The organism is Pasteurella sp. P03HT, assembly GCF_054052285.1.
In genome coordinates, this window is the sequence record NZ_JBSIUM010000001.1 from 46679 (window position 1) to 71465 (window position 24787).

General features: G+C 40.2%; 21 protein-coding genes and 1 pseudogene. 10 read left to right on the plus strand and 12 right to left on the minus strand.

What is annotated here, in order from left to right:
• Positions 1-231: 231 nt before the first annotated feature.
• From ACWIT3_RS00200 to lrp, 4 genes are read right to left on the minus strand one after another with little or no spacing between them, the layout of a single operon-like run.
• Complete coding sequence (locus ACWIT3_RS00200) at positions 232-1569, minus strand: replication-associated recombination protein A (protein ID WP_457160850.1); 1338 nt, start codon at positions 1567-1569, stop codon at positions 232-234.
• A 12-nt stretch (positions 1570-1581) separates the two neighbouring features.
• Positions 1582-2196 carry an outer membrane lipoprotein chaperone LolA gene (gene lolA / locus ACWIT3_RS00205; RefSeq protein ID WP_457160851.1) on the minus strand — a complete coding sequence of 205 codons (615 nt, stop codon included), beginning with the start codon at positions 2194-2196 and terminating at the stop codon, positions 1582-1584.
• Positions 2197-2206: 10 nt separating this feature from the next.
• Positions 2207-4981: a DNA translocase FtsK gene (locus ACWIT3_RS00210; RefSeq protein WP_457160852.1), complete on the minus strand. Its 2775-nt coding sequence runs from the start codon at positions 4979-4981 to the stop codon at positions 2207-2209.
• Positions 4982-4985: 4 nt separating this feature from the next.
• Positions 4986-5450, minus strand: a complete 465-nt coding sequence (gene lrp / locus ACWIT3_RS00215; protein ID WP_046339324.1) for a leucine-responsive transcriptional regulator Lrp — start codon at positions 5448-5450, stop codon at positions 4986-4988.
• 181 nt (positions 5451-5631) lie between these two features.
• On the opposite strand from lrp, the gene ACWIT3_RS00220 reads away from it, so the two are divergent.
• Entirely contained in the window at positions 5632-5973 is a 342-nt protein-coding gene (locus ACWIT3_RS00220) for a hypothetical protein (RefSeq protein ID WP_457160853.1), read from the plus strand.
• An 18-nt stretch (positions 5974-5991) separates the two neighbouring features.
• Here ACWIT3_RS00220 and radA read toward each other — a convergent pair whose 3' ends face one another.
• Both radA and ACWIT3_RS00230 read right to left on the minus strand, forming a co-directional pair.
• Entirely contained in the window at positions 5992-7371 is a 1380-nt protein-coding gene (radA, locus tag ACWIT3_RS00225) for a DNA repair protein RadA (protein ID WP_457160854.1), read from the minus strand.
• Entirely contained in the window at positions 7371-8444 is a 1074-nt protein-coding gene (locus tag ACWIT3_RS00230; RefSeq protein ID WP_457160855.1) for a CYTH domain-containing protein, read from the minus strand. Before ACWIT3_RS00230 ends, radA begins: the two co-directional genes overlap by 1 nt.
• A 174-nt stretch (positions 8445-8618) precedes the next feature.
• On the opposite strand from ACWIT3_RS00230, the gene ACWIT3_RS00235 reads away from it, so the two are divergent.
• The 7 genes from ACWIT3_RS00235 (at position 8619) to ACWIT3_RS00265 (ending at position 15129) form a co-directional block, all read left to right on the plus strand.
• On the plus strand, positions 8619-9299 hold the full coding sequence (locus ACWIT3_RS00235) for a TIGR00153 family protein (protein ID WP_457160856.1): 681 nt from the start codon (positions 8619-8621) through the stop codon (positions 9297-9299).
• A gap of 27 nt (positions 9300-9326) precedes the next feature.
• The gene (locus ACWIT3_RS00240) at positions 9327-10589 is read left to right on the plus strand and encodes an inorganic phosphate transporter (protein WP_046339329.1); all 1263 of its coding nucleotides are present in this window, start codon (positions 9327-9329) and stop codon (positions 10587-10589) included.
• Between the two features lie 75 nt (positions 10590-10664).
• The gene (locus ACWIT3_RS00245) at positions 10665-11276 is read left to right on the plus strand and encodes a TIGR04211 family SH3 domain-containing protein (RefSeq protein ID WP_457160857.1); all 612 of its coding nucleotides are present in this window, start codon (positions 10665-10667) and stop codon (positions 11274-11276) included.
• Positions 11277-11287: 11 nt separating this feature from the next.
• Positions 11288-12565 (plus strand): multifunctional CCA addition/repair protein, encoded by a 1278-nt coding sequence (locus ACWIT3_RS00250; RefSeq protein ID WP_457160858.1) that lies wholly within the window; start codon positions 11288-11290, stop codon positions 12563-12565.
• A 39-nt stretch (positions 12566-12604) separates the two neighbouring features.
• Positions 12605-13225 carry a lipoprotein insertase outer membrane protein LolB gene (gene lolB / locus ACWIT3_RS00255; RefSeq protein ID WP_457161186.1) on the plus strand — a complete coding sequence of 207 codons (621 nt, stop codon included), beginning with the start codon at positions 12605-12607 and terminating at the stop codon, positions 13223-13225.
• Complete coding sequence (gene ispE, locus ACWIT3_RS00260; protein WP_457160859.1) at positions 13225-14112, plus strand: 4-(cytidine 5'-diphospho)-2-C-methyl-D-erythritol kinase; 888 nt, start codon at positions 13225-13227, stop codon at positions 14110-14112. Before lolB ends, ispE begins: the two co-directional genes overlap by 1 nt.
• Positions 14113-14181: 69 nt before the next feature.
• On the plus strand, positions 14182-15129 hold the full coding sequence (locus tag ACWIT3_RS00265; protein ID WP_457160860.1) for a ribose-phosphate pyrophosphokinase: 948 nt from the start codon (positions 14182-14184) through the stop codon (positions 15127-15129).
• Between the two features lie 104 nt (positions 15130-15233).
• On the opposite strand, the gene mepM is transcribed toward ACWIT3_RS00265, so the two are convergent.
• Entirely contained in the window at positions 15234-16913 is a 1680-nt protein-coding gene (gene mepM, locus ACWIT3_RS00270) for a murein DD-endopeptidase MepM (RefSeq protein WP_457160861.1), read from the minus strand.
• Between the two features lie 199 nt (positions 16914-17112).
• Between mepM and znuC the strand changes: the two genes are divergently transcribed.
• Together znuC and znuB are read left to right on the plus strand one after the other, a co-directional pair.
• Positions 17113-17904: a zinc ABC transporter ATP-binding protein ZnuC gene (gene znuC, locus ACWIT3_RS00275; protein WP_457160862.1), complete on the plus strand. Its 792-nt coding sequence runs from the start codon at positions 17113-17115 to the stop codon at positions 17902-17904.
• A gap of 11 nt (positions 17905-17915) precedes the next feature.
• Positions 17916-18701, plus strand: a complete 786-nt coding sequence (znuB, locus tag ACWIT3_RS00280; RefSeq protein WP_457160863.1) for a zinc ABC transporter permease subunit ZnuB — start codon at positions 17916-17918, stop codon at positions 18699-18701.
• Positions 18702-18778: 77 nt separating this feature from the next.
• Here znuB and ACWIT3_RS00285 read toward each other — a convergent pair whose 3' ends face one another.
• The 5 genes and pseudogenes from ACWIT3_RS00285 to ACWIT3_RS00305 all read right to left on the minus strand — a co-directional run bounded on the left by ACWIT3_RS00285 (position 18779) and on the right by ACWIT3_RS00305 (position 24489).
• Complete coding sequence (locus tag ACWIT3_RS00285; protein WP_457160864.1) at positions 18779-19759, minus strand: peptide ABC transporter ATP-binding protein; 981 nt, start codon at positions 19757-19759, stop codon at positions 18779-18781.
• Positions 19760-19781: 22 nt separating this feature from the next.
• Entirely contained in the window at positions 19782-20777 is a 996-nt protein-coding gene (gene dppD / locus ACWIT3_RS00290) for a dipeptide ABC transporter ATP-binding protein (protein ID WP_457160865.1), read from the minus strand.
• 10 nt (positions 20778-20787) lie between these two features.
• Complete coding sequence (locus ACWIT3_RS00295; RefSeq protein ID WP_457160866.1) at positions 20788-21681, minus strand: ABC transporter permease subunit; 894 nt, start codon at positions 21679-21681, stop codon at positions 20788-20790.
• A 23-nt stretch (positions 21682-21704) separates the two neighbouring features.
• Positions 21705-22709 carry an ABC transporter permease subunit gene (locus ACWIT3_RS00300; protein WP_457160867.1) on the minus strand — a complete coding sequence of 335 codons (1005 nt, stop codon included), beginning with the start codon at positions 22707-22709 and terminating at the stop codon, positions 21705-21707.
• A 183-nt stretch (positions 22710-22892) separates the two neighbouring features.
• Positions 22893-24489 (minus strand): annotated as a pseudogene (locus tag ACWIT3_RS00305) (ABC transporter substrate-binding protein).
• Positions 24490-24787: the final 298 nt, after the last annotated feature.

Sequence of the window (24787 nt, forward strand, 5' to 3'; positions counted from 1 at the left end):
TTTTACCTACTTTTGTTAAAATTTAGGCGGAATTAACCGCACTTTTGTCTCGAAATAATTATTATATTTTAGATCGAAATAACACAATAAACCAGTTTAAAATCTGGCTTATCCATTCAAAAATATCGATTTTTCTCAAACTAAAAGCTTTGTTTATGGCTCACCAAAATAAAGAAAAATGACTCGTCACACACTTAGCAAATAGCAGAAATCCATCACAAATAAACAAATTTAATAACGCTTTTTAGGACTTTTTTGATCTTGCTCTTTCAACCAATCTAGCTTTTCTTTCATTTTCATTTCTAGCCCGCGATTGCTTGGAAAATAATATTGTGTCGTTTTCAGTGGTTCAGGAAAATAATTTTCACCTGCTGCATACGCATTCGGCTCATCATGAGCATAGCGATATTCTGCCCCATAACCTAACGATTTCATCAAATTTGTAGGCGCATTACGCAAATGCTCAGGAACATCATAATCAGGTAATTCTTTGGCATGTTTTTTAGCTTGCTTAAAAGCAAGATAAACAGCATTACTTTTTGGTGCAATTGCGAGATAAACAATTGCTTGTGCAATAGCTCTTTCTCCTTCTGCGGCGCCAACACGAGTAAAGCAATCCCAAGCAGCAAGCGCAACTTGCATTGCTCTTGGATCCGCATTACCGATATCTTCTGACGCAATCGCCAATAAGCGTCTTGCAACATAAAGCGGATCCCCTCCTGCTGTAATAATACGCGCATACCAATATAGTGCGGCATCAGGGGCTGAGCCTCGCACGGATTTATGCAAGGCTGAAATGAAATCATAAAAACGATCGCCTTGTTTATCAAAACGGGCTTGACGCTCACCCAATACAGCCTGTAACAAAGCGCGGTCTAAACGTTTTCCTTTTTCACTTTCATCCGCCATATCTGCCATCAATTCCAAGCTATTTAAAGCCAAACGTGCGTCACCATTGACATATTCAGCCAGCATTTCAAGCAAACCGTCTTCTAAAATAAAAACGTCTTGTCCTAAACCGCGTTCTTTATCTTGTAATGCCTGCTGCAAAACAAGCATGATATCCTGTGTTGTAAGGGGTTTGAGAATATAGACACGTGCACGTGATAAAAGCGCACTATTTAATTCAAAAGACGGGTTTTCTGTCGTTGCACCAATAAAAATAATAGTGCCATCTTCAATATAAGGTAAAAAAGCATCTTGCTGACTTTTATTAAAACGATGCACTTCATCAACAAACAGGACCGTCCGACGATCCGCTAAACGATGTTGTTTGGCGCGCTCAATCGCCTCTCTGATTTCTTTTACCCCACTGGTAACCGCCGAAATACGCTCAACCTCAGCATTAATTCGTTGTGCAATCATTTCAGCCAGTGTCGTTTTGCCTGTACCTGGTGGTCCCCAGAAAATCATCGAATGAATATGTCCCACTTCAATGGCTTTACGCAGCGGTTTACCTTCACCAACTAAATGCGCTTGACCAAAATACTGTGCCAAAGTCGTCGGTCGCATTCTGGCAGCTAAAGGACGAAAGTCACTCTGCTCAAAATCCAAACTTAAGTTAGCCATATTCAATTCTCGTTATTTTTTACGTTGATCGTCGACTTCTACGCCTTTAGGAACAGTAAAGTGAAATAAACTACTTGCTAAGGTCTGGTTAGTAATATTGCGTAATACATAAAGATTCGATTGACCATCTTTTTCAGTGGTACTGAAATTACGCAACACGCCTTCTTGATCAATACGAATCGTGAATTGCTTAATATGACTTTTCTTCGCTTTAGGGACAAGAGTAAATGTATCGGCTTTTTGCTCTACTGTATATTGTGCCCAATGGCTTTTATCATCCGTAGTCAACAAAACAAAAGGGGTATTATTCACTGCATCTTTTACCCAGTTTGCCGTAACTTGTTCAACAAAAGGATCATAAAACCACAATGTTTTGCCATCTGAGATAATTTGGCTTTCTTGTGGTTCTTTGTTATCCATACGGAATAAATTTGGACGTTTAATTTGAAGCTTTCCGCTCCCTTGTTGCACATTTTTACCATCCGCGGCACTCACTGTTTGTGCATAATCTGCACTTAACATGTCCACTTTAGCTAAACGTTGTTGTAGCTCTTTCGCGGCATCTGCCCAAGCAACAGAACTCATCGCTACCCATAAAAGCGCGGTCGTTTTTAATAATAGTTTCATCTTTACTTTCCTAAAAATCTGAAGAACGTCTTGTTAAGACTTCACGTTTACCATTCTGCATCGCTGAAACAATCCCTTGTTCTTCTAATTGCTCCATAATTCTTGCCGCACGGTTAAACCCTACTTTGAATTTACGTTGAACGTAAGATGTGGAAGCATTGCCTGTTGTGGTAACTAATTCAACAACTTCATCAAATAAGTCATCGAGTTCATCCGAATCGGTCGCAGAAGAAAACGAATCCTCATCCTCCTCGTCTGAGCCATCTAAAATTGCCTCAATATAATTTGGTTTACCACGTGCTTTCCAATCATCCACTACTCGTGCAACCTCATCATCACTCATAAATGCGCCATGCACACGAACTAAATCCGATGAGCCAGCACCAGAATATAACATATCTCCACGTCCAAGTAGCGCTTCCGCGCCCACCTGGTCTAAAATTGTACGCGAGTCAATTTTACTTGCCACTGTAAATGCGATTCGACTTGGAATATTCGCTTTAATCAACCCCGTAATCACATCAACAGAAGGACGCTGTGTCGCTAAAATTAAGTGAATCCCAATTGCACGCGCTTTTTGTGCTAAACGAGCAATTAATTCTTCGACTTGTTTGCCTGCCACCATCATTAAATCAGCGAACTCATCCACTATCACCACAATATAACTCAGTTTCTCTAATGGTGGGGGTAACGCATCCATTGTGTCACCAGGTCGCCATAAAGGATTCGGGATCGGCATATTCATGGCGTCATATTCATCAATTTTTTCATTGTAACCTTCAATATTCCGCACACGTAATGCAGAAAGAAGTTGATAGCGACGTTCCATTTCATCCACACACCAACGCAATGCATTCGCGGCTTTTTTCATATCCGTCACGACCTCAGTTAACAAATGAGGAATCCCATTATAGATAGATAATTCAACAACTTTAGGGTCAATCATAATGAATTTGACTTCTTCAGGCTTCACTCTAAAGAGCAAACTCAAAATCATGGTATTCACCCCAACGGACTTACCTGAGCCAGTGGATCCCGCCACTAATAAATGTGGCATTTTGGCTAAATCAACTACAACAGGCTTACCACTAATATCTTTACCTAACGCCATCGACAATACGGAATGAGATTGACGAAATTCATCACTGTCGAGGACTTCGCGTAAGGTCACCATTTGACGATTGACATTTGGTGTTTCAATACCGATATATGGCTTACCAGGAATCACCTCTGCCACACGAATAGAACGAAACATCAACGCACGTGCTAAATCCGTATCAATACTGGTGACCTTGGCAGCTTTGACACCGGGTTGTAGCTCAAGTTCATAACGCGTCACTACAGGACCGACTAATACATCTTTTACACTGGCTTTCACCCCAAAATTACGTAATTGATGTTCAATACGTTGCGATGTATCAATAATCTCATCTTGTGTAATACGGTGTGCTTGGCTTGGACGATACTCCAATAAGTCGAGACTTGGCATCGGTGTCGTGGGTTTTACTTTTGTCGTGACTTTTTGCTGTAACGCGGGGTGAATCAGTGAATCACCATATGGTTTATAGGTTGGCGTAGCGGAGAGCAACGCATCATCTGCCGCAACGGGTTCCGCAAAAATGGTCTGTAATGCGTCTTCCGCATTCAGTTCTTTGGCACGTAATGCCATTTCATCCAAACGCTGTTGTTCCTGTGCAGCAAATTGACGAGCTAAATCATTTCCCTCATCCAGTACACTCAATTGCTCAGTAGTGTGTGTTGGTAAAGGCGATAACGATACAGTGGGAATATTTACCAAATCGGGAGATAACACGTCCGTACTATTTTGCCATGCTGTCGTCGTAACAGTTTCTGGTACGAGCGCATTTAAACGCTCTGGTTCAATCTCATTGTGCTGAACACTCACTGTAGGTAAGGATATATCCTGCTCAACCGCATATCCACCTAATTGTGCAACTTCCGCACGGTCCAATGTCGATTCAATAGATTCAACGGAGTCAATGTTCTGCTCTGTTAAGTTTGTTTCAGGTGTTAACCCATTAATATGAATAAAATTTTCAACATTTACGAGCGCAGGTGAAGAATCAGCGGTAAGGTGGGTCTCTTCCATACTTTGTGCAATTTCCGATAATTGACGCTCATTCTCTTCCAGTGGTAACGCCAACTCCTGTTGAACAGGTACAGATTGTGGGGGAGCATCTTCGGCTTTATCATGATTTTTCATCGCCAGCCAAGCAAAAAATGCCATGACGAAACGAATTAGCGAGGTGCCTGAACAAAGCATAAATCCAACGACACTTAGTCCCCCACCTATTAGCATTAACCCGACAAAATCTAAGACAGGGAAAAATGTAGCCACTAAATATCCCCCTAACACCCCTCCCGCTAAATAATAAGGTGTATTAGATAACAATAAAGTTGCCATGATCGAAGCGCCACACAAAAAAACAACAAAACCAAATAAGCCTAGATTAAAACGCCAGAAATGGAAGGAAGTTCTTGCTTTACTCCGCAGAAAATAAACAGATGTGATAAAAATCACAAAAGGAATCAAGTGTCCAATATGTCCCAAAAGCACAAAAAATAAATCAATAAACCAAGCGCCGAAAGCACCTGCTTTATTGATAGTTTTCTCAATATAACTTGATGATGCCCATGAACTATCTAATGGGGAATAACTTGACCACGCTACGATCAAATAAAGACCGAAAAGTGCGGTTAACATAAAGAAAAATCCCAATAAATACTGCTTTGGGCTAAACTTTTCAGAAATTCGTTTAATCATGCTCTTACTTCAATTGCAAAAAATTCGTTTGTTTAACTTCTTCCATCACAACGTAAGTGCGAGTGTCATTCACACCAGGCAAACGTAACAACGTTGTCCCAAGTAACTTACGATAGGCTGCCATATCGGCTACACGCGTTTTCAGTAAATAATCGAAATCACCTGAAACTAAATGGCATTCTTGAATTTCATCGAGCTGTTGAACGGCGGCATTAAATTCTTCAAACACATCTGGTTTACCACGAATTAACGTAATTTCTACAATCACTAAAAGTGGCGAATCCAATAGCTCAGGATTTAATAACGCACGATAACCCATGATAATGCCTTGCTTCTCAAGACGTTTCACCCGTTCTAAGCAAGGTGTTGGCGATAACCCCACTTTTTTGGATAACTCAATATTTGAGATTTTTCCATTACGTTGTAGTTCATTCAAAATGTTTATATCAATATTATCAAGTGCTTTCATGAATTTTCCTAAGTCCTAAGCCGTCAAACGCTACCTATGCCAGTGAGATTAACTAATTTTACACCATTTTTCAAAATTTAATTTGTTTTCTTTGCCTTAAATGATGCTTTCCTACTTTCTATATCGCTTTCCATCTTTAAACCTTCTACACTATCCACATATCAAATTACAGGAGCACACAATGCATGCGACGAACCCCTTTCGTGCGAATTGGACAGCCAAAGGTAATACGCTATGTTTAGGACACTGGGAAATTCACTATTTCGATAAATTAATTGTACTGCCAACAGAGCGTGCTGAAAAAGACATGGGAACACGAGGAATTTATAATTTTATTGATCCAGACGATACGCTTTATTTAGAAGGTTTAGAGGAAGATGATTGGATTCTGGCAAATATTGATTGGCTTTCTAACGTCTTTATCAATGCCAATATTCCACTCGAAGAATCCTTATTTCGCCAGTTCTATCAAGCTGTCAATCAAGAAGATTGGCGTTGTGGCAGCTGTGGCGGCTGTATGTAACCGCCACGTAAGCGATACTTAAAAAGTATCTAAAAGGGATAACGCATCTGCTAATTTTTTCACGGTAAACACGTGCATATTAGGTAACGCTTGTTTAGGCCGATTCGCGAATGGCACAATGGCACGTTTGAATCCATGTTTAGCTGCTTCGCTAATTCGCTCTTGCCCACTTGGTACAGGACGAATTTCGCCCGCTAACCCCACTTCTCCAAAAACAACAAGATCTTGTGGCAATGGACGATTACGGAAACTCGAAATTAATGCCAATAACAACGCTAAATCCGCACTGGTTTCGCTCACTTTTACCCCCCCGACGACATTGACAAACACATCTTGATCCGCCATTTGTAAACCACCATGTCGATGTAACACAGCCAATAAAAGTGCCAAACGGTTTTGGTCGAGCCCGACAGCAACACGGCGGGGATTCGCTAACAGGGAGTGGTCAACTAACGCTTGAATTTCTACCAATAATGGGCGTGTACCTTCCCAAATGACCATCACCGAACTGCCTGATGTTTGTTCTTCGCCACGGCTTAAAAAAATCGCTGATGGGTTTTTGACTTCACGCAAGCCTTGCTCCGTCATCGCGAAAACCCCTAATTCATTCACTGCACCAAAGCGATTTTTATGACTACGCAAAGTGCGGTAGCGTGAATCAGCTTCCCCTTCAAGTAATAAAGAACAGTCAATCACATGTTCTAATACTTTCGGTCCAGCTAATGTACCATCCTTAGTCACATGACCAACCATCACAATAGCAACTTGTCTTGTTTTGGCATAACGCGTTAAAAAAGAAGCACATTCACGAACTTGGGCTACACTACCAGGCGAAGACTGAATATCTGCTAAGTGCATGACTTGAATGGAATCGATGACAATAATCTGGGGCTTTAATTGATCGGCTAAAGAACAAATTTGTTCTACCGCAGTTTCAGATAACATATGTAACTTATCTGCGGGCAACCCCAAGCGGTTGGCTCGCATAGCAACTTGTTGTAGGGACTCTTCCCCCGTCACATAAAGTGCGGTCATATGTTGTGCAAGACCACACATGACTTGCAACAATAAAGTACTTTTACCTGCGCCAGGATGCCCCCCGATTAAAATCGCACTTCCTGGTACCACGCCACCGCCTAGCACTCGGTCTAACTCATTAAACCCACTGGAAAAGCGCGGGGTTTCTTGCAAAGAAATATCAGATAATGTTTGAATTTTGGCGCGCGTTTCGCCTGCATAACCACTGAAGCGATCACCTTTTGCGGTTGTTGCGCTTGAAACTAAACGCACTTCACTGATCGTATTCCACGCTTTACATGCAGCACATTGTCCCTGCCAACGTGAAAACTCCGCGCCACAATCATGACAAACATAAGCGGTTTTTACTGCCTTTGCCATTATAGTTCACTCACTGTTAATGAAATTAATTGAATCATCCGTTTTACGTACTGTCCCGTTTGTAATACTTGTTTTAATCGTTGTAACGCCAGCACATTGTCTTTTGTTTCACTATGTAAACGGATAATGTCACGAATTTGTGCAAATAGCTGCTGATTACTCTCCAGTAAATCTGCCAATACTTGCGTATTATCATGTCGCACGTATTGAGATGAAGCTTGATTTACACATGCTTCCAGTAACTTTCCGTTATCTTGATAATAATGATAGAGATTAAAGAATGCCCCAATTTGTGCCACAGTACGTAAAAAGTCTGTTGCAAAATATTCCGTCTCAACAAGAAAAGTTTCTTCGATTAATGCTTGTTCTAATTGAAATAGGGCATCTAATTTCTGTAACGCATCCGTCTCATGTTGGGCAAACTGTAAAAAATCACGCCACTTTTCCAACCAATCACTTGGCACAAGCGGTTGTTCACTTGCTAATAGGTAACCACGCCGAGCTTTTGATGCTGATCCCAAACGTACCCCATTTTCTAATGTAAAAGTGCTGACAAAACGTAAAAGATCATGCGTTTTACCTGATTTCAGTTCAAATTCAACTTCACAAATTGGTGCACGTTTGTCACCAGCAATAATACTGCCTAAATCAAATGCAATTTCAATCAATGTACCATTGCCACATTCAACTAACCACAATTGCCGCTCAAAATCCGTACTAAAAACAGGCTGCAACGTCAGTTGTGTCAAATGATCCAAATTGAGACCACACTGTTCAGCCAACAATGCTACATTAGGCTGCGAATTAGGCAAATCTACATTATATTCAGGACGAATATGCAACCCACCTTTTACTTCACCATCTGTTTTTAATGTCAAAGTATAGCGTTCATTCTGCTGGCGTACGCGTAAGCCCATTTTTTGTTTTGCCAACGTACGATCACGCGTATCGTAATAACAATTTCCTAAAAATTGTGTATCGGTATGTAAAACACGAAAATGTGTGATTTCTTGGTGTAAAAAGTCTATAAACTGAGGTTCAACAGATAACTTTAACTCCACTTCATTAGGCATGATAAAATTCCTTTTGTTTCAAATAATTAGAAAAAATATCAGAAAGAGAACAGTACCCTACTTTTTGCATTATCTAATAAATGCTGAACTTTTTCGATTAAAATCGTGAATTTTTAACTCACATAGGGTAATATTCGCCTGAAAATTACATCAATCTCTATCGGGGAGTCTCCTATGGCAATCAATAATATCCTTGGATTATTTGCACATTCGCCACTCAAACCATTACAAAAGCATTCAGAAAAAGTGACTGAATGTTGTAATTTGCTGATTCCATTCTTTGAACACACTTTCCGTTCAGAATGGGATAAAGCAGAAGAATTACGCGCCAAAATTTCGGAGTGTGAGCGTCAAGCTGACACATTAAAACGAGAAATTCGTTTGAAATTACCTCGTGGGTTATTCATGCCGATTGATCGTACGGACTTATTAGAGCTCGTCACCCAACAAGATAAATTAGCTAACTTTGCGAAAGACATTTCGGGTCGGATGATTGGTCGTCACTTTGCGATCCCAGAAGAGATGCAACCTGAGTTTGAAAAATATTTAAAACGCAGTTTAGATGCAATTATCCAAGCACATCGCGTTATTGATGAAATGGAACAACTACTTGAAACAGGTTTCAAAGGTCGTGAGCTCGATTTGGTCAATCGTATGATCAATGAGCTAGATGCGATTGAAGATGACACAGATCAAATGCAGATCCAGCTAAGAAAAATGCTGCTTGGTATTGAATCACGCTATAACCCGATTGATGTCATGTTTTTATACAAAACACTCGAATGGGTGGGTGTTTTAGCTGATCAAGCACAGCGTGTAGGCTCACGGATAGAGTTAATGTTAGCTCGTTCATAACCCATTGGTTTTATAGGAAGAACAAAAATGGAACTACTTAATCAATATGGTACCGTACTCGTTTTCATTACTGCCGTTTTCGGTTTCTTCATGGCATTTGGTATTGGTGCCAATGATGTTTCTAATGCAATGGGAACCTCCGTTGGTTCGGGTACCATCACTGCCAAGCAAGCCATTATTATTGCAATGATTTTTGAATCTGCTGGTGCATATTTAGCGGGTGGAGAAGTCACAGAAACGATCAAAAGCGGTATTATCGACCCAATGCAATTTGCCGCAACGCCAGATGTACTTGTGTTAGGTATGATGGCAGCATTATTTGCCTCTGGTATATGGCTTCTTATTGCTTCACGCATGGGATGGCCTGTCTCAACCACTCACTCAATTGTTGGAGCCGTTGTTGGGTTTGCTTGCGTGACAGTGGGTAAAGAAGCAGTAGAATGGGGAACCATCAAAAATATCGTTGGCAGCTGGTTTATTACGCCTGTCATTGCGGGAATTGTTGCTTACGGCATTTTTGCAAGCACGCAGAAATTGATTTTTGATACTGATGAACCCCTTAAAAATGCACAAAAATATGGTCCTTACTATATGGGGATCACGGCATTCATTCTCTGTATCGTAACGCTAACAAAGGGCTTAAAACACATTGGGTTACACTTAAATGGTTTTGAAGTCTTTTTAATCTCTTTAGTCATTGGCATTATTTCGATTGTTATCTGTCATTTCTATTTTAGAAGCCCGAATTTCATCCAAAAAGTTCAAAAAGGTACCTTCGGTGCGGTAGAAAAAGTATTTAGTATCTTAATGTTATTAACCGCTTGTGCAATGGCATTTGCTCATGGTTCAAACGACGTTGCCAATGCCATTGGACCGCTATCTGCTGTCGTCTCTATTGTTGAACACGGCGGTCAAATTCTACCCAAAACACAACTTGCTTGGTGGATCTTACCTCTAGGTGCGGCGGGAATTGTAGTTGGTCTTATTGTCATGGGCTACAAAGTGATGGCAACGATTGGTACGGGTATTACAGATTTAACCCCTAGCCGTGGATTTGCTGCACAATTTGCAACTGCTATTACGGTTGTACTTGCTTCAGGCACAGGTCTACCGATTTCGACGACACAAACCTTAGTCGGTGCCGTGTTAGGCGTTGGGTTTGCTCGAGGTATTGCCGCATTAAACTTAAATGTCATCCGTAACATTATTGCATCGTGGATTGTCACCTTACCTGCAGGTGCATTTTTCTCGATTATCATTTATTATGTGTTAAGCCTGATTTTCCACTAATCTTTTTGCTTAAAGTGCGGTGTAATTCTCACCGCACTTTTTTATATTTTTGATTTCATAGGATACTATTTTTTTATGCAGAAAATCGCTAACATTCTACTTTCTTGCCTTTTCTTCGGCATATCTATCCAAACAGTACACGCTGAAACAAAGTACGTGACTGAAAATTTAAGTACGTTCTTGCGCAAAGGTGCAGGCGAACAATATAAAATTGCTGGTGCTATTCGTGCTGGTGAACTCGTTACCGTATTAGATCAAAAAGAGAAATATACTTTAATCCGTGATAACAAAAACCGTGATGCTTGGATTTTAACCAGTGAGTTAACCTCAACACCAAGTAGTCGCGAAGAAAACCCAAAACTAAAAATGCAAATCCAAGAACTCACGATGAAGTTAAATCGTTTAGATAGTGATTGGCAACAACGCACGAGCGAAATACAGCGTAGGGCAAATCAAGCGGAACAACAAAGTAGTCAATTATTAGAACAAAATTCACAATTAAAACGTGAATTAGAAATGACGAAAAATAAAAATCGCGACCTTGAGGCTATGCTTGATGCAGGGAAACGTGAAATTGCAATTCAATGGTTTATTTATGGGGGCTCAGTGTTAGGTGTTGGTTTACTCATTGGCTTAATCATTCCTCTTATTTTACCGAAACGCCGTCGTAATAATGGTTGGGCATAAAACACATTCTTATGCAATCTGATAACATCCAAATTTATTTAGTCGGAGGAGCTGTGCGTGATCAGCTCCTTCATCTTCCAGTCAAAGATCGCGACTGGGTTGTGGTTGGAGCAACACCAGAATCATTACGTGCTAAAGGCTATCAACAAGTAGGTAAAGACTTTCCTGTTTTTCTTCATCCCCAAACAAAAGAAGAATATGCTCTCGCCAGAACAGAGCGGAAATCAGGCTCAGGGTATACTGGCTTTATCTGTGACTTCTCCCCCACAATCTCCTTGGAACAAGATTTAATCCGCCGTGATTTAACAATTAATGCACTTGCTCAAGATGAAACAGGCAAAATATATGACTTCTATGGCGGCATTTCAGATTTGAAACATCGCATTCTGCGTCATATTTCTCCTGCATTTGCAGAAGATCCTCTACGCGTCTTACGAGTGGCACGATTCGCCGCCCGCTATCACGCTCTCGGATTTCATATTGCTCCCGAAACACTTACCCTGATGCAACAGCTTACCGAACAAGGTGAACTGGCACAGTTAACACCAGAACGCGTTTGGATAGAAACAGAAAAAGCCTTATTAGAAAAAAATCCTGAAATCTATTTTGAAACACTTCATCATATTGGAGCTTTACAGGTTTTATTTCCTGAATTGGCGGCTTTATCTGGGGTACCGAATCCAGCGACATATCACCCCGAAATTGATTCTTTTGTTCACACGATGTTAGTGCTACAACAAACTGTACTTCTCACTGAACAGACACATTATGCGAAAAGTGCGGTACGTTTTGCAGCCATTTGTCATGACCTTGGTAAAGCATTAACTCCCAAAGAAATCTTGCCACATCATTATGGACACGAACAAAAAGGACTCAAACCGACTCGCGATTTATGTCGACGTCTAAAATTACCAACCCCTATTCAAGAGTTCGCCGAACGTTGTTGTGAATATCATTCACATGTACATAAAGCCCTTGAATTACGTCCTGAAACAATTATGAAATTGTTTAATACTCTTGATGTTTGGCGTAAACCACAACGTTTTGAGGAACTTCTACTCGTTTGTGTCGCAGACAGCCGAGGAAGAACGGGATTTGAACATATTGCCTATCCACAACGCGATTTTTTATGGCAACTGTATCAGGCTGCATTACATGTTGATGTCAAAGACGTGCTCGCAGAAGGGTTTGAAAAACAAGGTATCCGTGACGAACTCAATCGACGCCGTACACAAGCAATAAAACAGAAGCGTGCTGAAATACTCGCACACTTTACTAATCTCAATTAAGCTCGTAAAATGAGCGCAATTTTGTTACTCTCTTCTACTATGAAAAAACAATACTGCTTTCTTCCAATCGCTATCGTTAGCCTCTTGCTCACCGCTTGTACGCTCGATATAGCACGCCCAACTGATGTGCAATACATCAGTAACACGGATCCTACTTGGCTTCAACACCTTGCTAAAATCAAAACAATCCAGCAATACCGTAACCAAGGTCAACTCGGCTATATCAGTACTCAAGAGCGTTTTTCAACGCGTTTCAATTGGCAATATCAAAATGAGGGAAACTACCGTTTAGTACTGTCATCAACGGTAAGTCGTACGACATTTACTATCGAGATGCGTAATAATGTCATGCGAATTTATGATAATAAAGGGAATCAGCGTGCGGCAGAAGAGGCGGAGTATTTATTAAAAGAAATGATTGGAGTGAACTTCCCTCTGGCACAGTTTGCTCGCTGGATGAAAGGGCAACCTGATGAAAACACCCATTATAAAGTCGCGACCAACCATTTACTCGCCAGTTTTGATTATTCACTCAAACATAACACTTGGACAGCCGATTATTTGAGTTACCATCAACAAAACCTGCCTTTACCTAAAGAAATTTTGCTAAAGACAGAAGGTCAAACTTTAAAAATCCGTATCGATAATTGGACCTATTAATGCAATATTATCAATTTTCCAGCACACGTTTAACACAGCAAGCACATCCACTGCGTTTTCCTTGTCCTGCTAAACTGAATTTATTTCTTTATATTAATAGCAGACGTCCAGATGGTTATCATGAATTACAAACACTCTTCCAGTTTGTTGATTTTGGTGATTGGTTAAGCATTGAAGTCCGCGAAGATGGCGAAATTCAGTTGACACCTGATCTTCCTAACTTAGCAGTAGAAGAGAATTTAGTTTACCGTGCAGCCAAGTTATTACAACAAAAAACAGACTGCTCACTGGGCGCGAACTTACATCTTGATAAAATCCTGCCGATGGGAGCTGGGATCGGAGGCGGCTCATCAAATGCAGCAACTGCACTTGTTGCCCTCAATTACCTTTGGAATACGCAACTAAATACGGCACAACTGGCACAAATTGGTCTTTCATTAGGTGCGGATGTCCCTATTTTTGTCCATGGGCATGCTGCTTTTGCAGAAGGAGTTGGCGAAAAAATTACTTATTGTGCTCCTCCTGAAAAATGGTATGTGGTATTAAAACCCGATGTTTCTATCTCAACGGCTAAAGTGTTTTCTGATCCAAACTTGACTCGCAATACCCCGAAAAAGCCTCTAGAACAATTATTGGCACAAAAATATGAAAACGATTGCGAAAAAGTTGTCATAAATCATTATCCAGAGGTTGAAGAAATACTCCACAGGTTGTTACAATATGCCCCGTCTAGATTAACAGGAACCGGTGCCTGTGTATTTGCTGAATTTAATGATGAAGAAAGTGCTAAAATAGCCTTTCAAGCGATGCCAAACCAGTATTTTGGCTTTGTTGCGCAAGGATTAAATATTTCACCTTTGCATGAAATGCTTGCTCAAATAAAGTAGTTCAATGTAATAACGAATTAACTCAACTATTTATTTCTTTACAATCTAAACCTCGAGGTTCAATTAACAATGCCTGACATAAAACTCTTTACTGGTAATGCTACACCAGAACTAGCAAAACGAATTTCTGAACGGTTATATCTCTCGCTTGGCGATGCGACAGTCGGTCGCTTTAGCGATGGAGAAATCCAAGTTCAAATCAATGAAAACGTACGTGGTAGTGATGTGTTCATTATTCAATCTACTTGTGCACCAACAAATGATAACCTAATGGAGTTGATTGTCATGGTTGATGCTCTACGCAGAGCATCGGCAGGTCGTATTACAGCGGTCATTCCTTATTTTGGTTATGCTCGTCAAGATCGTCGTGTTCGCTCCGCTCGTGTTCCGATCACTGCAAAAGTTGTTGCTGATTTCTTATCAAGCGTAGGGGTTGACCGTGTTCTTACCTGTGACTTACACGCCGAACAAATTCAGGGTTTCTTTGATGTGCCTGTTGACAACGTATTTGGTTCACCTGTGCTAGTCCATGACATGTTGAAGAAAACAGATATGGAAAACCCAATTGTTGTATCACCTGATATTGGCGGGGTAGTTCGTGCTCGTGCAATTGCCAAATTATTGAATGATACTGACATGGCGATCATTGACAAACGCCGTCCTCGTGCGAATGTGGCTCAAGTGATGCATATCATTGGTGATGTGGCAGGTCGTGATTGTATTTTAGTTGATGATATGATCGATACAGGTGGTACACTTTGCAAAGCTGCAGAGGCATTAAAAGAACGTGGTGCAAAACGCGTCTTTGCTTATGCAACGCACGCTGTATTCTCTGGTTCAGCGGCTAAAAATCTTGCGAGCGATTCATTAGATGAAGTCGTAGTAACTGACACAATCCCACTTTCACCTGAAATTAAAGCCTTAAATAAAGTACGTGTTTTAACATTATCTGGCATGCTTGCTGAAGCAATTCGCCGTATCAGTAATGAAGAATCTATTTCAGCGATGTTTAGCTAATGATAAAAAGAAAAAAGTGAGTGTAATACTCACTTTTTTATCACTTCGTCCAAGTGCGGTTAAACCTCTTTCTTTTTTACCGCACTTTGTTACTTACTCTTATGTTATAATTTCAACTTGCGCTCAACTTCTTTAGCACGTATCAAGAAAGTCTTACGTTCAGCTGTTCCCATTCCACTACTAGTACCTGGTAATTTCACAGTAAGCGGGTTCACTGCCCGTCCATTAATATGGAATTCATAATGTAAATGTGGCCCTGTTGAACGTCCTGTATTTCCAGATAGTGCAATACGTTCGCCACGTTTTACACTCTGCCCCGCTCTTACCAGCGGACGACTTAAGTGCATATACACTGTTTGGTATTCTCGACCATGACGAATCACAATATACCGACCTGCCCCATTGGCTTGATAAGCCACTTTTTCGACAACGCCTTCCGCTGGAGCAATAATCGGTGTACCAATCGGCATCGCAAAATCAACCCCTTTATGTGGTGCAATTCGCCCAGTTACAGGATGACGTCGATAAGGATTAAAATGTGATGAAACACGTGCTTGGCGTTGTAATGGGTAACGAGCAAATCCTTTACCTAATGTTTCTCCTTGGCGATTATAATAGCGCCCATTATTTGCTTGAATAGCATAATAACTTTTACCACCAGAGATAATATGGATACCATCCACATTGCCCTGTCCTGTCAGTTTATTATCAATATATTCACGAGTGACCAACAGCGCAAATTTATCCCCTTTTCTAAGGCGTTTTAAATTGATTTGCCATTGTAATGCATTCACTAATTGATTAATTTGTCTTGCTTCTAAACCCAAAGTTCTCAGCGTAGTATTGAATGAACCATCAATTTGATCTTTTAATACTTCCTGTTTCCAAACACTTTGTTTTTTGAGAATATCACGCTTAAATTTACCGTCTTCTGTTCTCTCATAAATACGCTCTTCTCGCTCAGAAACAAGCCAATTCAAATACTCTAATTCACCTTGATTATCTAGTATCCAGTAAAACTGTTGACCAGGCTTTAGCTTCTTCAATTCAGCATAATCTTGAATTAATCCCTCACTGACTTGTGCTTCTAGCCCAGACAACTCAAGAATATCTTTTAACGTATCGCCTTTGACAACAATATGGCTAAATTGATTTTTGATTCTCATCGCTTGATCGATAACATCAAATAAATCATTCAGTACATTACGGGCGGACTCTGGAAATTCAGCTAACTCATCCATCACATCAGACTTGATTTCATCCACTTCATCATCTTTAACGTCTAAATCATCATAAAAAGATGTCGCATCCAAGGCATTGACTTCTAATTTTGTTTTATCTTGTGCCTGTACTGTATCTTGTGGCTCTCGGATAAGGGATGATTCAATAGAAGATGATTCAATCTGTTTATCAAAGGAAGAACGAGAATGGTTTGAGGCAGAAATCCCTTCATCGGTGCGAGCGGCAGATTGAGACACTCTTGATTCTGTGGATTCAAAATGCGTTTTGGTGCCTGAGGGTAATGGTTGAGAATCAGATGCTAAGGGCGCCTGAGCTGAGTGTGTTTCAGCCAAAACGGTAGAGGAATCTGTATCAGATTGCGAGGATAATACAGAATCTTGAGAGTGCGATATCGAAACAGATGAGGGTTCTGTCGGTGTCGTTTGTTCTTGATTCTTTAACCAAACACCGAATATAACAAATAAAATGACCGCAACAAAAAGCATGACTTTTATTTGTAATTTTTTTCTTCGTCTGTCTCTTGCTAACTTAACATGTCGCACTCGCTATTCCTTTATTTCTATTATTCTCTCTTCGTTTTATTATGACCAAATAAATGCTAAAAAATTCGAACAAATCTAAAAAAAAGCCCATAAACACGGAATTTGGCTAGGCTTCACTTATTTTCATACAGCAAACTTGTTAAACCAAGAAAAATAAGCTATTTTTACTAAAATTTTAAGCGGTCAAGTCTAGCAAATAATGCAAATTCATTCTATCAAATTACCTCTAATTGAACTAAAAAATATTCATGTCATTTTTGAACAGAAAAAGGCATTACAAAATATTAACTTAACGATTTATCCTAATTCAATTATTACGATTGTTGGACCTAACGGCGGCGGAAAATCGACTTTACTAAAAGTATTACTGAAATTATTACCCCCAACGTCTGGTGAAGTGCATTACAGTAAACAGGTTCGTATTGGCTATGTCCCGCAAAAGATCCATTTAGATCATAGTCTACCGATTACAGTTGAACGTTTCTTGTCCCTGAAAAAAGGGCTTAAAAAACAGGAAATACAAGAGACATTGACGTTATTATCTATCAGCCATTTAACTCAAAATACTATGCAAAAACTCTCTGGTGGTGAAATGCAGCGTGTTTTACTTGCCCGCGCTATTTTAAACAAACCAAATTTATTAGTGTTAGATGAGCCCACTCAAGGCGTTGATATTCATGGTCAAGTCGAACTTTATCAATTGATTCACCAGACTCAACAAAAACTCAATTGCGCCATTCTAATGGTATCCCATGACCTAAATATTGTGATGGCAGATACCCACCAAGTCATTTGTATCAACCAGCATATTTGTTGTGCAGGCACCCCAGAAATTGTCTCAAATGATCCAACATTTATTCACTTTTTTGGCGATCAATTTGCAAAAAATGTGGCGCTTTACACCCATAAGCACAACCATAAACACGATATGCATGGTGATGTGTGTTGTACAACAGACTTTGCTTCACAGCAATGTACCCACCTGAAATAATGAGATAAATCATGTTTGATATTCTTTTTCCAGCTTGGCTCACTGGCCTACTTCTTTCTTGCATTACCGCCCCTTTAGGCGCTTTCGTTGTATGGCGGAAAATGGCCTATTTTGGTGATACGCTTGCCCATTCTGCCCTACTAGGCGTAGCTCTGGGCATTTTCCTTGATATCAATCCATATTTATCCATCGTCATACTTACCCTGATTTTAGCGATCGCAATGGTTTGGTTAGAAGGGAAAACGCAATTCTCCATCGATACACTACTCGGTATCATTGCGCACAGTTGCTTGTCTTTAGGGGTGGTCACTGTTGGATTATTACAAAATGTACGTGTTGATTTGATGGCCTATTTGTTTGGAGATTTATTAGCATTACATTACGATGATCTTATTATAATTGGCATAGGTGTCATTATTGTGCTATGTACATTACTTTATTTCTGGCAGCCGTTACTTTCTACAACCGTCAGTCCTGAGTTGGCACAGGTCGAGGGGATCAATGTCAAAAAAATGCGTTTTATTTTAATGCTTCTCACCGCGTTAACTATCGCATTAAGCATGAAATTTGTTGGTGCGTTAATTATTACATCGCTCCTCATTATCCCCTCCGCCACAGCACGCCGCTTTGCGAAAACCCCAGAAAGTATGGTTATCATTGCTATTTTTGTCAGTATGATCGCCATTAGTGGAGGATTATGCCTGTCCGCATTTTATGACACTGCAGCGGGACCTTCCGTTGTTATTGCAGCGAGTTTGCTGTTTCTTCTTTCACTCTTTAAAAAAGAACAGTCTTAAAGTGCGGTCAGTTTTCAACGCATTTCACAGATAAAAAAGGCGAACATCACGTTCGCCTTTTGTGTGATTCAGGAAAATTAATCCACCATAAAGCAAGCAATTTTAGTTCCGTCTTCATAAGTTTTCAACGCAGGTTTTTCCACTTTACATTGTCCTGTAGCAAAACGACAACGCGCATGGAAAGCACAACCTTTAGGCGGATTCAATGGACTTGGTAATTCACCCGTCAATTTGATGCGCTCTCGACGATGCTCTGCATTCAGCCTTGGTGTTGCAGATAATAATGCTTGCGTATAAGGATGACGAGGATTATTAAAGATTGTTTTTGTCTCTCCTTGCTCAACACAACGTCCTAAATACATTACCATCACTTCATCCGCAATATGTTCTACAACAGAAAGATCATGGGAAATAAACACATAAGATAATCCCATTTCTTCTTGTAAATCCATCATCAAGTTCAACACTTGTGCTCGAACGGAAACATCCAATGCCGACACAGGCTCATCTGCGACCACAATGTCAGGGCGCAACATTAGCCCACGCGCAATCGCAATACGTTGACGTTGCCCACCAGAGAACATATGAGGATAACGATCATAAAACTCGGGCTTTAAGCCAACCTTTGCCATCATCTCTAACACTTGCTGTTTACGTTCTTGTGCAGATAAGTCCGTATTAATAATCAGTGGTTCCTCTAAAATTGCACCAATTTTTTTTCGAGGATTCAGTGACGCATAAGGATTTTGAAACACAATCTGGATTTTTTTGCGACGCAATTTCTGTGTTGCAGAATCATGGACTAAGAAGTTTTGCCCTTTGTAAAACAACTCACCACGTGTTGGAGTTTCAATCATGGTTAACATACGACCTAATGTTGATTTACCACAACCTGACTCTCCCACAATAGCCAATGTTTTTCCACGTTCTAAGGTAAAAGATACCCCATCAACTGCTTTGACTAATTTTGGCTGGCTAAATAACCCTTTTTTAACTGGATAGTATTTTTTCAAATTAATCGCGTCTAAAAGTGGCGCATTTGCTTGATTTTCTTGCATATTGTTCTCTTTATTCTTGTTATCACACGGCAACATCTTGTCTGCTTGGAATCCCCTGTGCATTGAGTGGGGTATGACATTTCACACGATGACCATTAACAATACGTATTTCGGGTTCTTGTTGACGACATAACTCAGTTGCATAAGGACAACGTGGGTTCAGTAGACAACCAGAAGGGCGGTCATATTTGCCTGGTACGACGCCTGGTAACGACTGTAAACGCGACTTTCCTTCTGCAAATTCAGGTAATGCTTGCAGTAAGGCTTGAGTATAAGGATGTAATGGTGATTTAAAGATCGCTTCTGCTTTCCCTTCTTCAACGACTTGTCCCGCATACATTACAATAATACGATGTGCGGCTTCTGCCACTAAAGCTAAATCATGGGTAATCAAAATAAGCGCCATGTTTTCTTTGCGCTGCAATTCAAGTAATAAATCAATAATTTGTGCTTGAATCGTCACATCTAATGCTGTTGTTGGCTCATCTGCAATCAACAATTTAGGGTTGCAAGCAATCGCCATGGCAATCATCACGCGCTGACTCATCCCACCAGAGAGCTGATGTGGATACACATCCAAACGAGAAGTCGGATCAGGGATTCCAACTAAGGTCAATAATTCAATCGCTCGCTCACGGCGCCACGCTCTTGAACCACCTTGATGCACTTTTAATGCTTCCATAATTTGATACCCCACAGTATAACTTGGGTTCAAACTGGTCATTGCATCTTGGAAAATCATCGACACATCAGCACCAACAATTTTTTGTTTTTGTTTTGCCGTTAACGCCAGCAAATCACTTTGATTAAATGCTAATGATTCTGCATAAACACGTCCAGGATAGTCAATAAGCCCCATAATCGCTAATGAACTCACTGATTTTCCTGAACCAGATTCGCCCACGATACCAAGTACTTCGCCTTCATTGACCGTATAACTTACACGATCTACGGCTTTAAATGGTGCATTCTCGTCACCAAAATGAACAGATAAATTTTCTACATTTAATAATGCCATGCTTTCCCCCTTATTGTTTTAATTTTGGATCGAGTGCATCTCGTAAACCATCGCCCATTAAGTTAAACGCGAGTACGAGGGAAAGAATCGCTAAACCAGGAATCGTGACAAGCCAATGCGCTGTTTGCATAAAGCCACGAGACTCTGCCAACATCGTTCCAAGTTCAGGTGTCGGCGGCTGTGCTCCAATGCCAAGGAAGCCTAACGCTGCCAACTCAAGAATGGCATTAGAAATCCCCATTGTCATTTGCACAATTAATGGCGCCAAGCAGTTCGGCAAAATCACAATAAACATTAAACGGAAAACCCCTGCACCCGCCACTCGTGAGGCAACAACATAATCACGATTTTTTTCACTCAGCACAGAGGCTCGCGTTAAGCGGACGTAACTCGGAATAGAAACCACAGCGATTGCAATTGCCGCATTGGTTAAAGAAGGACCTAGAATAGTGACTACACCGATAGTTAATAACAGGCTTGGAATTGCCAACATAATATCAACTAATCGCATGATCATAGTATCAATCATGCCACCGTAATAACCCGCTAAGAGCCCTAAAATGACCCCAAAAAAGCAAGAAAGTAGAACAATCGTTAAACCAATAAATACGGATAAACGTGCGCCATAAATGATTCTAGATAAGATATCACGTCCAATATCATCCGTTCCTAATAAATACGTGCTATTTCCACCCTCAGCCCAGACGGGAGGCAGTAATAACGCACTGCGGTCTTGGGCGATTGGATCAAAAGGAGCAATCACTCCAGCAAAAAGACACACAACAAATACAATCGCAATAAATGTCAGCCCAATTACCGCACCATGATTTTGTTTAAAATAAAACCAAAATTCTTGTAAAGGTGTTTTTGGTGCAGGTGAACTGACGGTTGTTACACTTGACATTTTTCACTCCAATGAAAGCAATATTAAGTATGGCGAATACGTGGATTCACGACACCATAAATTAAATCAACAGTTAAATTCACTAAAATAATCAGCGTGGCAATAATTAATACTGAGCCTTGTAAGACAGGATAGTCTCGAGAGTTAATCGCATCAATAATCCACTTACCAATCCCTGGCCAAGAAAAAATATTTTCCGTCAACACTGCCCCAGACAATAATTGTCCAACGATCAACCCCACAACAGTTACCACTGGAATTAAGGCATTACGTAATGCATGAACAACGACGATACGCGTCGTGTTTAATCCTTTTGCTTTTGCTGTGCGAATGTAATCTTCCCCAAGTACTTCTAACATAGAAGAACGGGTCATACGGGTAATCACCGCTAATGGAATGGTACCAAGCACAATAGAAGGTAAAATTAACGATTTGATTGCTGCTAAAAATGCACCAGGCTCATCTGAATTCCACGTATCAATTAACATGAAACCAGTGTCAGCTTCAATCCAATACTCTGCAGGCAAACGCCCTGATGCAGGTAAACTTAATGGTGTTGAAACATAGAGAATTAAGATTAATCCCCACCAGAAAATTGGCATCGAATAACCTGTTAAAGACAAAGACGTCACGGTATGCGATATCCACGACTCTTTTTTTACCGCCGCAATCACGCCCAAGAAAATGCCTAAAATTAGCGACCACAATAAAGCAAAAAAAGCCAATTCAATAGTGGCTGGGAATAAGGTAAAGAATTCTTTCAAGACAGGTTCGTTATTACGAAATGATGTGCCAAGATCACCTTGTAGTACCCCTTTCACGTAAGTCAGATACTGTTCAGGTAAAGGTCTATCTAAACCCAGTTTTTGCATCATTTCAGCATGTACTTCAGGCGTTAATCCACGTTCCCCCATCCGAATCTCAATCGGGTCGCCGGGTATCATATGCACTAAAGCGAAAGTAATTAAGGTTATTGCAATAAACGTCGGAATAACCATTAAAAGACGTTTTAAAATAAATTGAAACATCGAAGACTCTCTATATTTATAGTTTTGAATCCCTTGTCCTCTTATATCAAGAGGAAAATCATACACGGTCAAATAAAAGTAGAATCACTAAAAACCAAATTAGGATAGCACAAGCCTAACCTGCTCATGCTATCCTTTTTGTTGCCAAATTCAGAAAAATTTGACCGCACTTTTGTTGAAAACTTATTTCGTTAAATCAACCAAATAGAAGTTATGTAAACCAAATGGGTCGATAACATAGCCTGTCACTTCTTTACGTACAGGGAAATAAGTCGTTGAGTGGGCAATCGTAATCCATGGAGCTTGCTCTTTAAAGACCGCTTGTGCTTGTTTATAAATCGCTGTACGCTCAGCAGGATCGGTCACTTGAGCGGCTTTAGTCACTAAATCATTAAATTCTTTATGACAGAATTTCGCATAGTTAGAACCCGATTCCACAGCGGCACAGCTTAACAAGGTATTTAAGAAGTTATCTGGGTCACCATTATCCCCAGTCCATCCCATCATACCAGTTTGGTGATCACCTGCACGCATACGTTTTAAGTACTCACCCCACTCGTAACTCACGATTTTGGTTTTCACGCCCACTTTTTCCCAGTCAGCTTGAACTAACTCCGCCATACGACGTGCATTTGGGTTATATGGACGAGAAACTGGCATTGCCCATAAATCTGTTTCAAAACCTTTCTCAAAGCCAGCTTCTTTTAAGAGTGCTTTAGCTTTTTCTGGGTTGTACTCGTAATCTTTTACATCATCATTATAAGACCACATTGTTGGTGGAATTGGGTTTTTCGCGACTTGACCAGCGCCTTGATAAACAGATTCAATAATTGCTTCTTTATTTACCGCATAGTTGAGTGCCTGACGCACTTTCACATTATCAAATGGGGCTTTTTTTACGTTAAAGTTTAAATAACCGATATTCAACCCTGGTTTTGTCAATAATTCGACATTTGGATCCGCTTTCAATTTTGCGATATCCGCAGGGTTTGGATATGGTGCGGCATGGCATTCGCCTTTCTGTAATTTTGCATAACGTACTGACGCATCAGGCGTAATTGAGAACACTAAACGATCAATTTTCGCTTTACCTTGCCAGTAATGTTCAAAGGCTTTATAACGAACTGCGGAATCTTTTTGATAAGACACAAATTCAAATGGACCTGTACCAATCGGTGCGCTATCTAATTTTTCAGGTGTTTTGGCTTTTGCCATCGCATCGGCATATTCTGCAGAATAAATCGATGCAAAATCCATGGCTAAGTTAGCTAAGAAAGGGGCATTTGGTACTTTTAAACTGATTTTAACGGTGTAGTCATCCACTTTCTCTACTTTATCGATAATATTTTGCATATCCATACCAATAAAGTATTCATAAGTTCCACCTGACACTTTGTGATAAGGGTGATTTGGATCTAATTGGCGGTTAAAAGAGAAAACGACGTCATCCGCATTAAAATCACGTTTTGGTTTAAATTCTTTATTGCTATGGAATTTCACCCCTTTACGTAAATGGAATACATAGGTTTTGCCGTCTTCAGAGACATCCCATTTTTCTGCCAAGGCTGGAATCACATTTGTCGTGCCACGTTCAAAAGTAGTTAAGCCATTAAACATTGCCTGACCCGATGCATCAAGTGTTGCGCCATCAGTGCCCAAAACAGGACTGAGATAAGAAGGTGAGGCTTCCGAGCAATACACAAAATTTCGGACCTGCTGCAAACACAGTGGTCGATGTCATCGCTAATGCGATAAGAGAGAGTTTTGTTAATTTTTTCATTTTTCACTCCAAGATGTTGTTGGTCTAGCACAAAAGATGTACTTTTTGTTTACATAAACGTCTATGAATATGGCAAGTTTTAACCAAAATAGCAATCCCTGATGTAAATAAAATGTAAAAAATATTCACTATTTATTAAAGCTAGCATAAAAAAATCACTATATTTTTAGATTAAAAACGTTATTTTTCACTAAATATAACGAGATACTTACTTATTTTTTCTATCCATAACGCTTAATACAGTATTTTTCTCTATTTTCCACATTCATAAAAAATTTAATGTAGATCTTCCCCACTC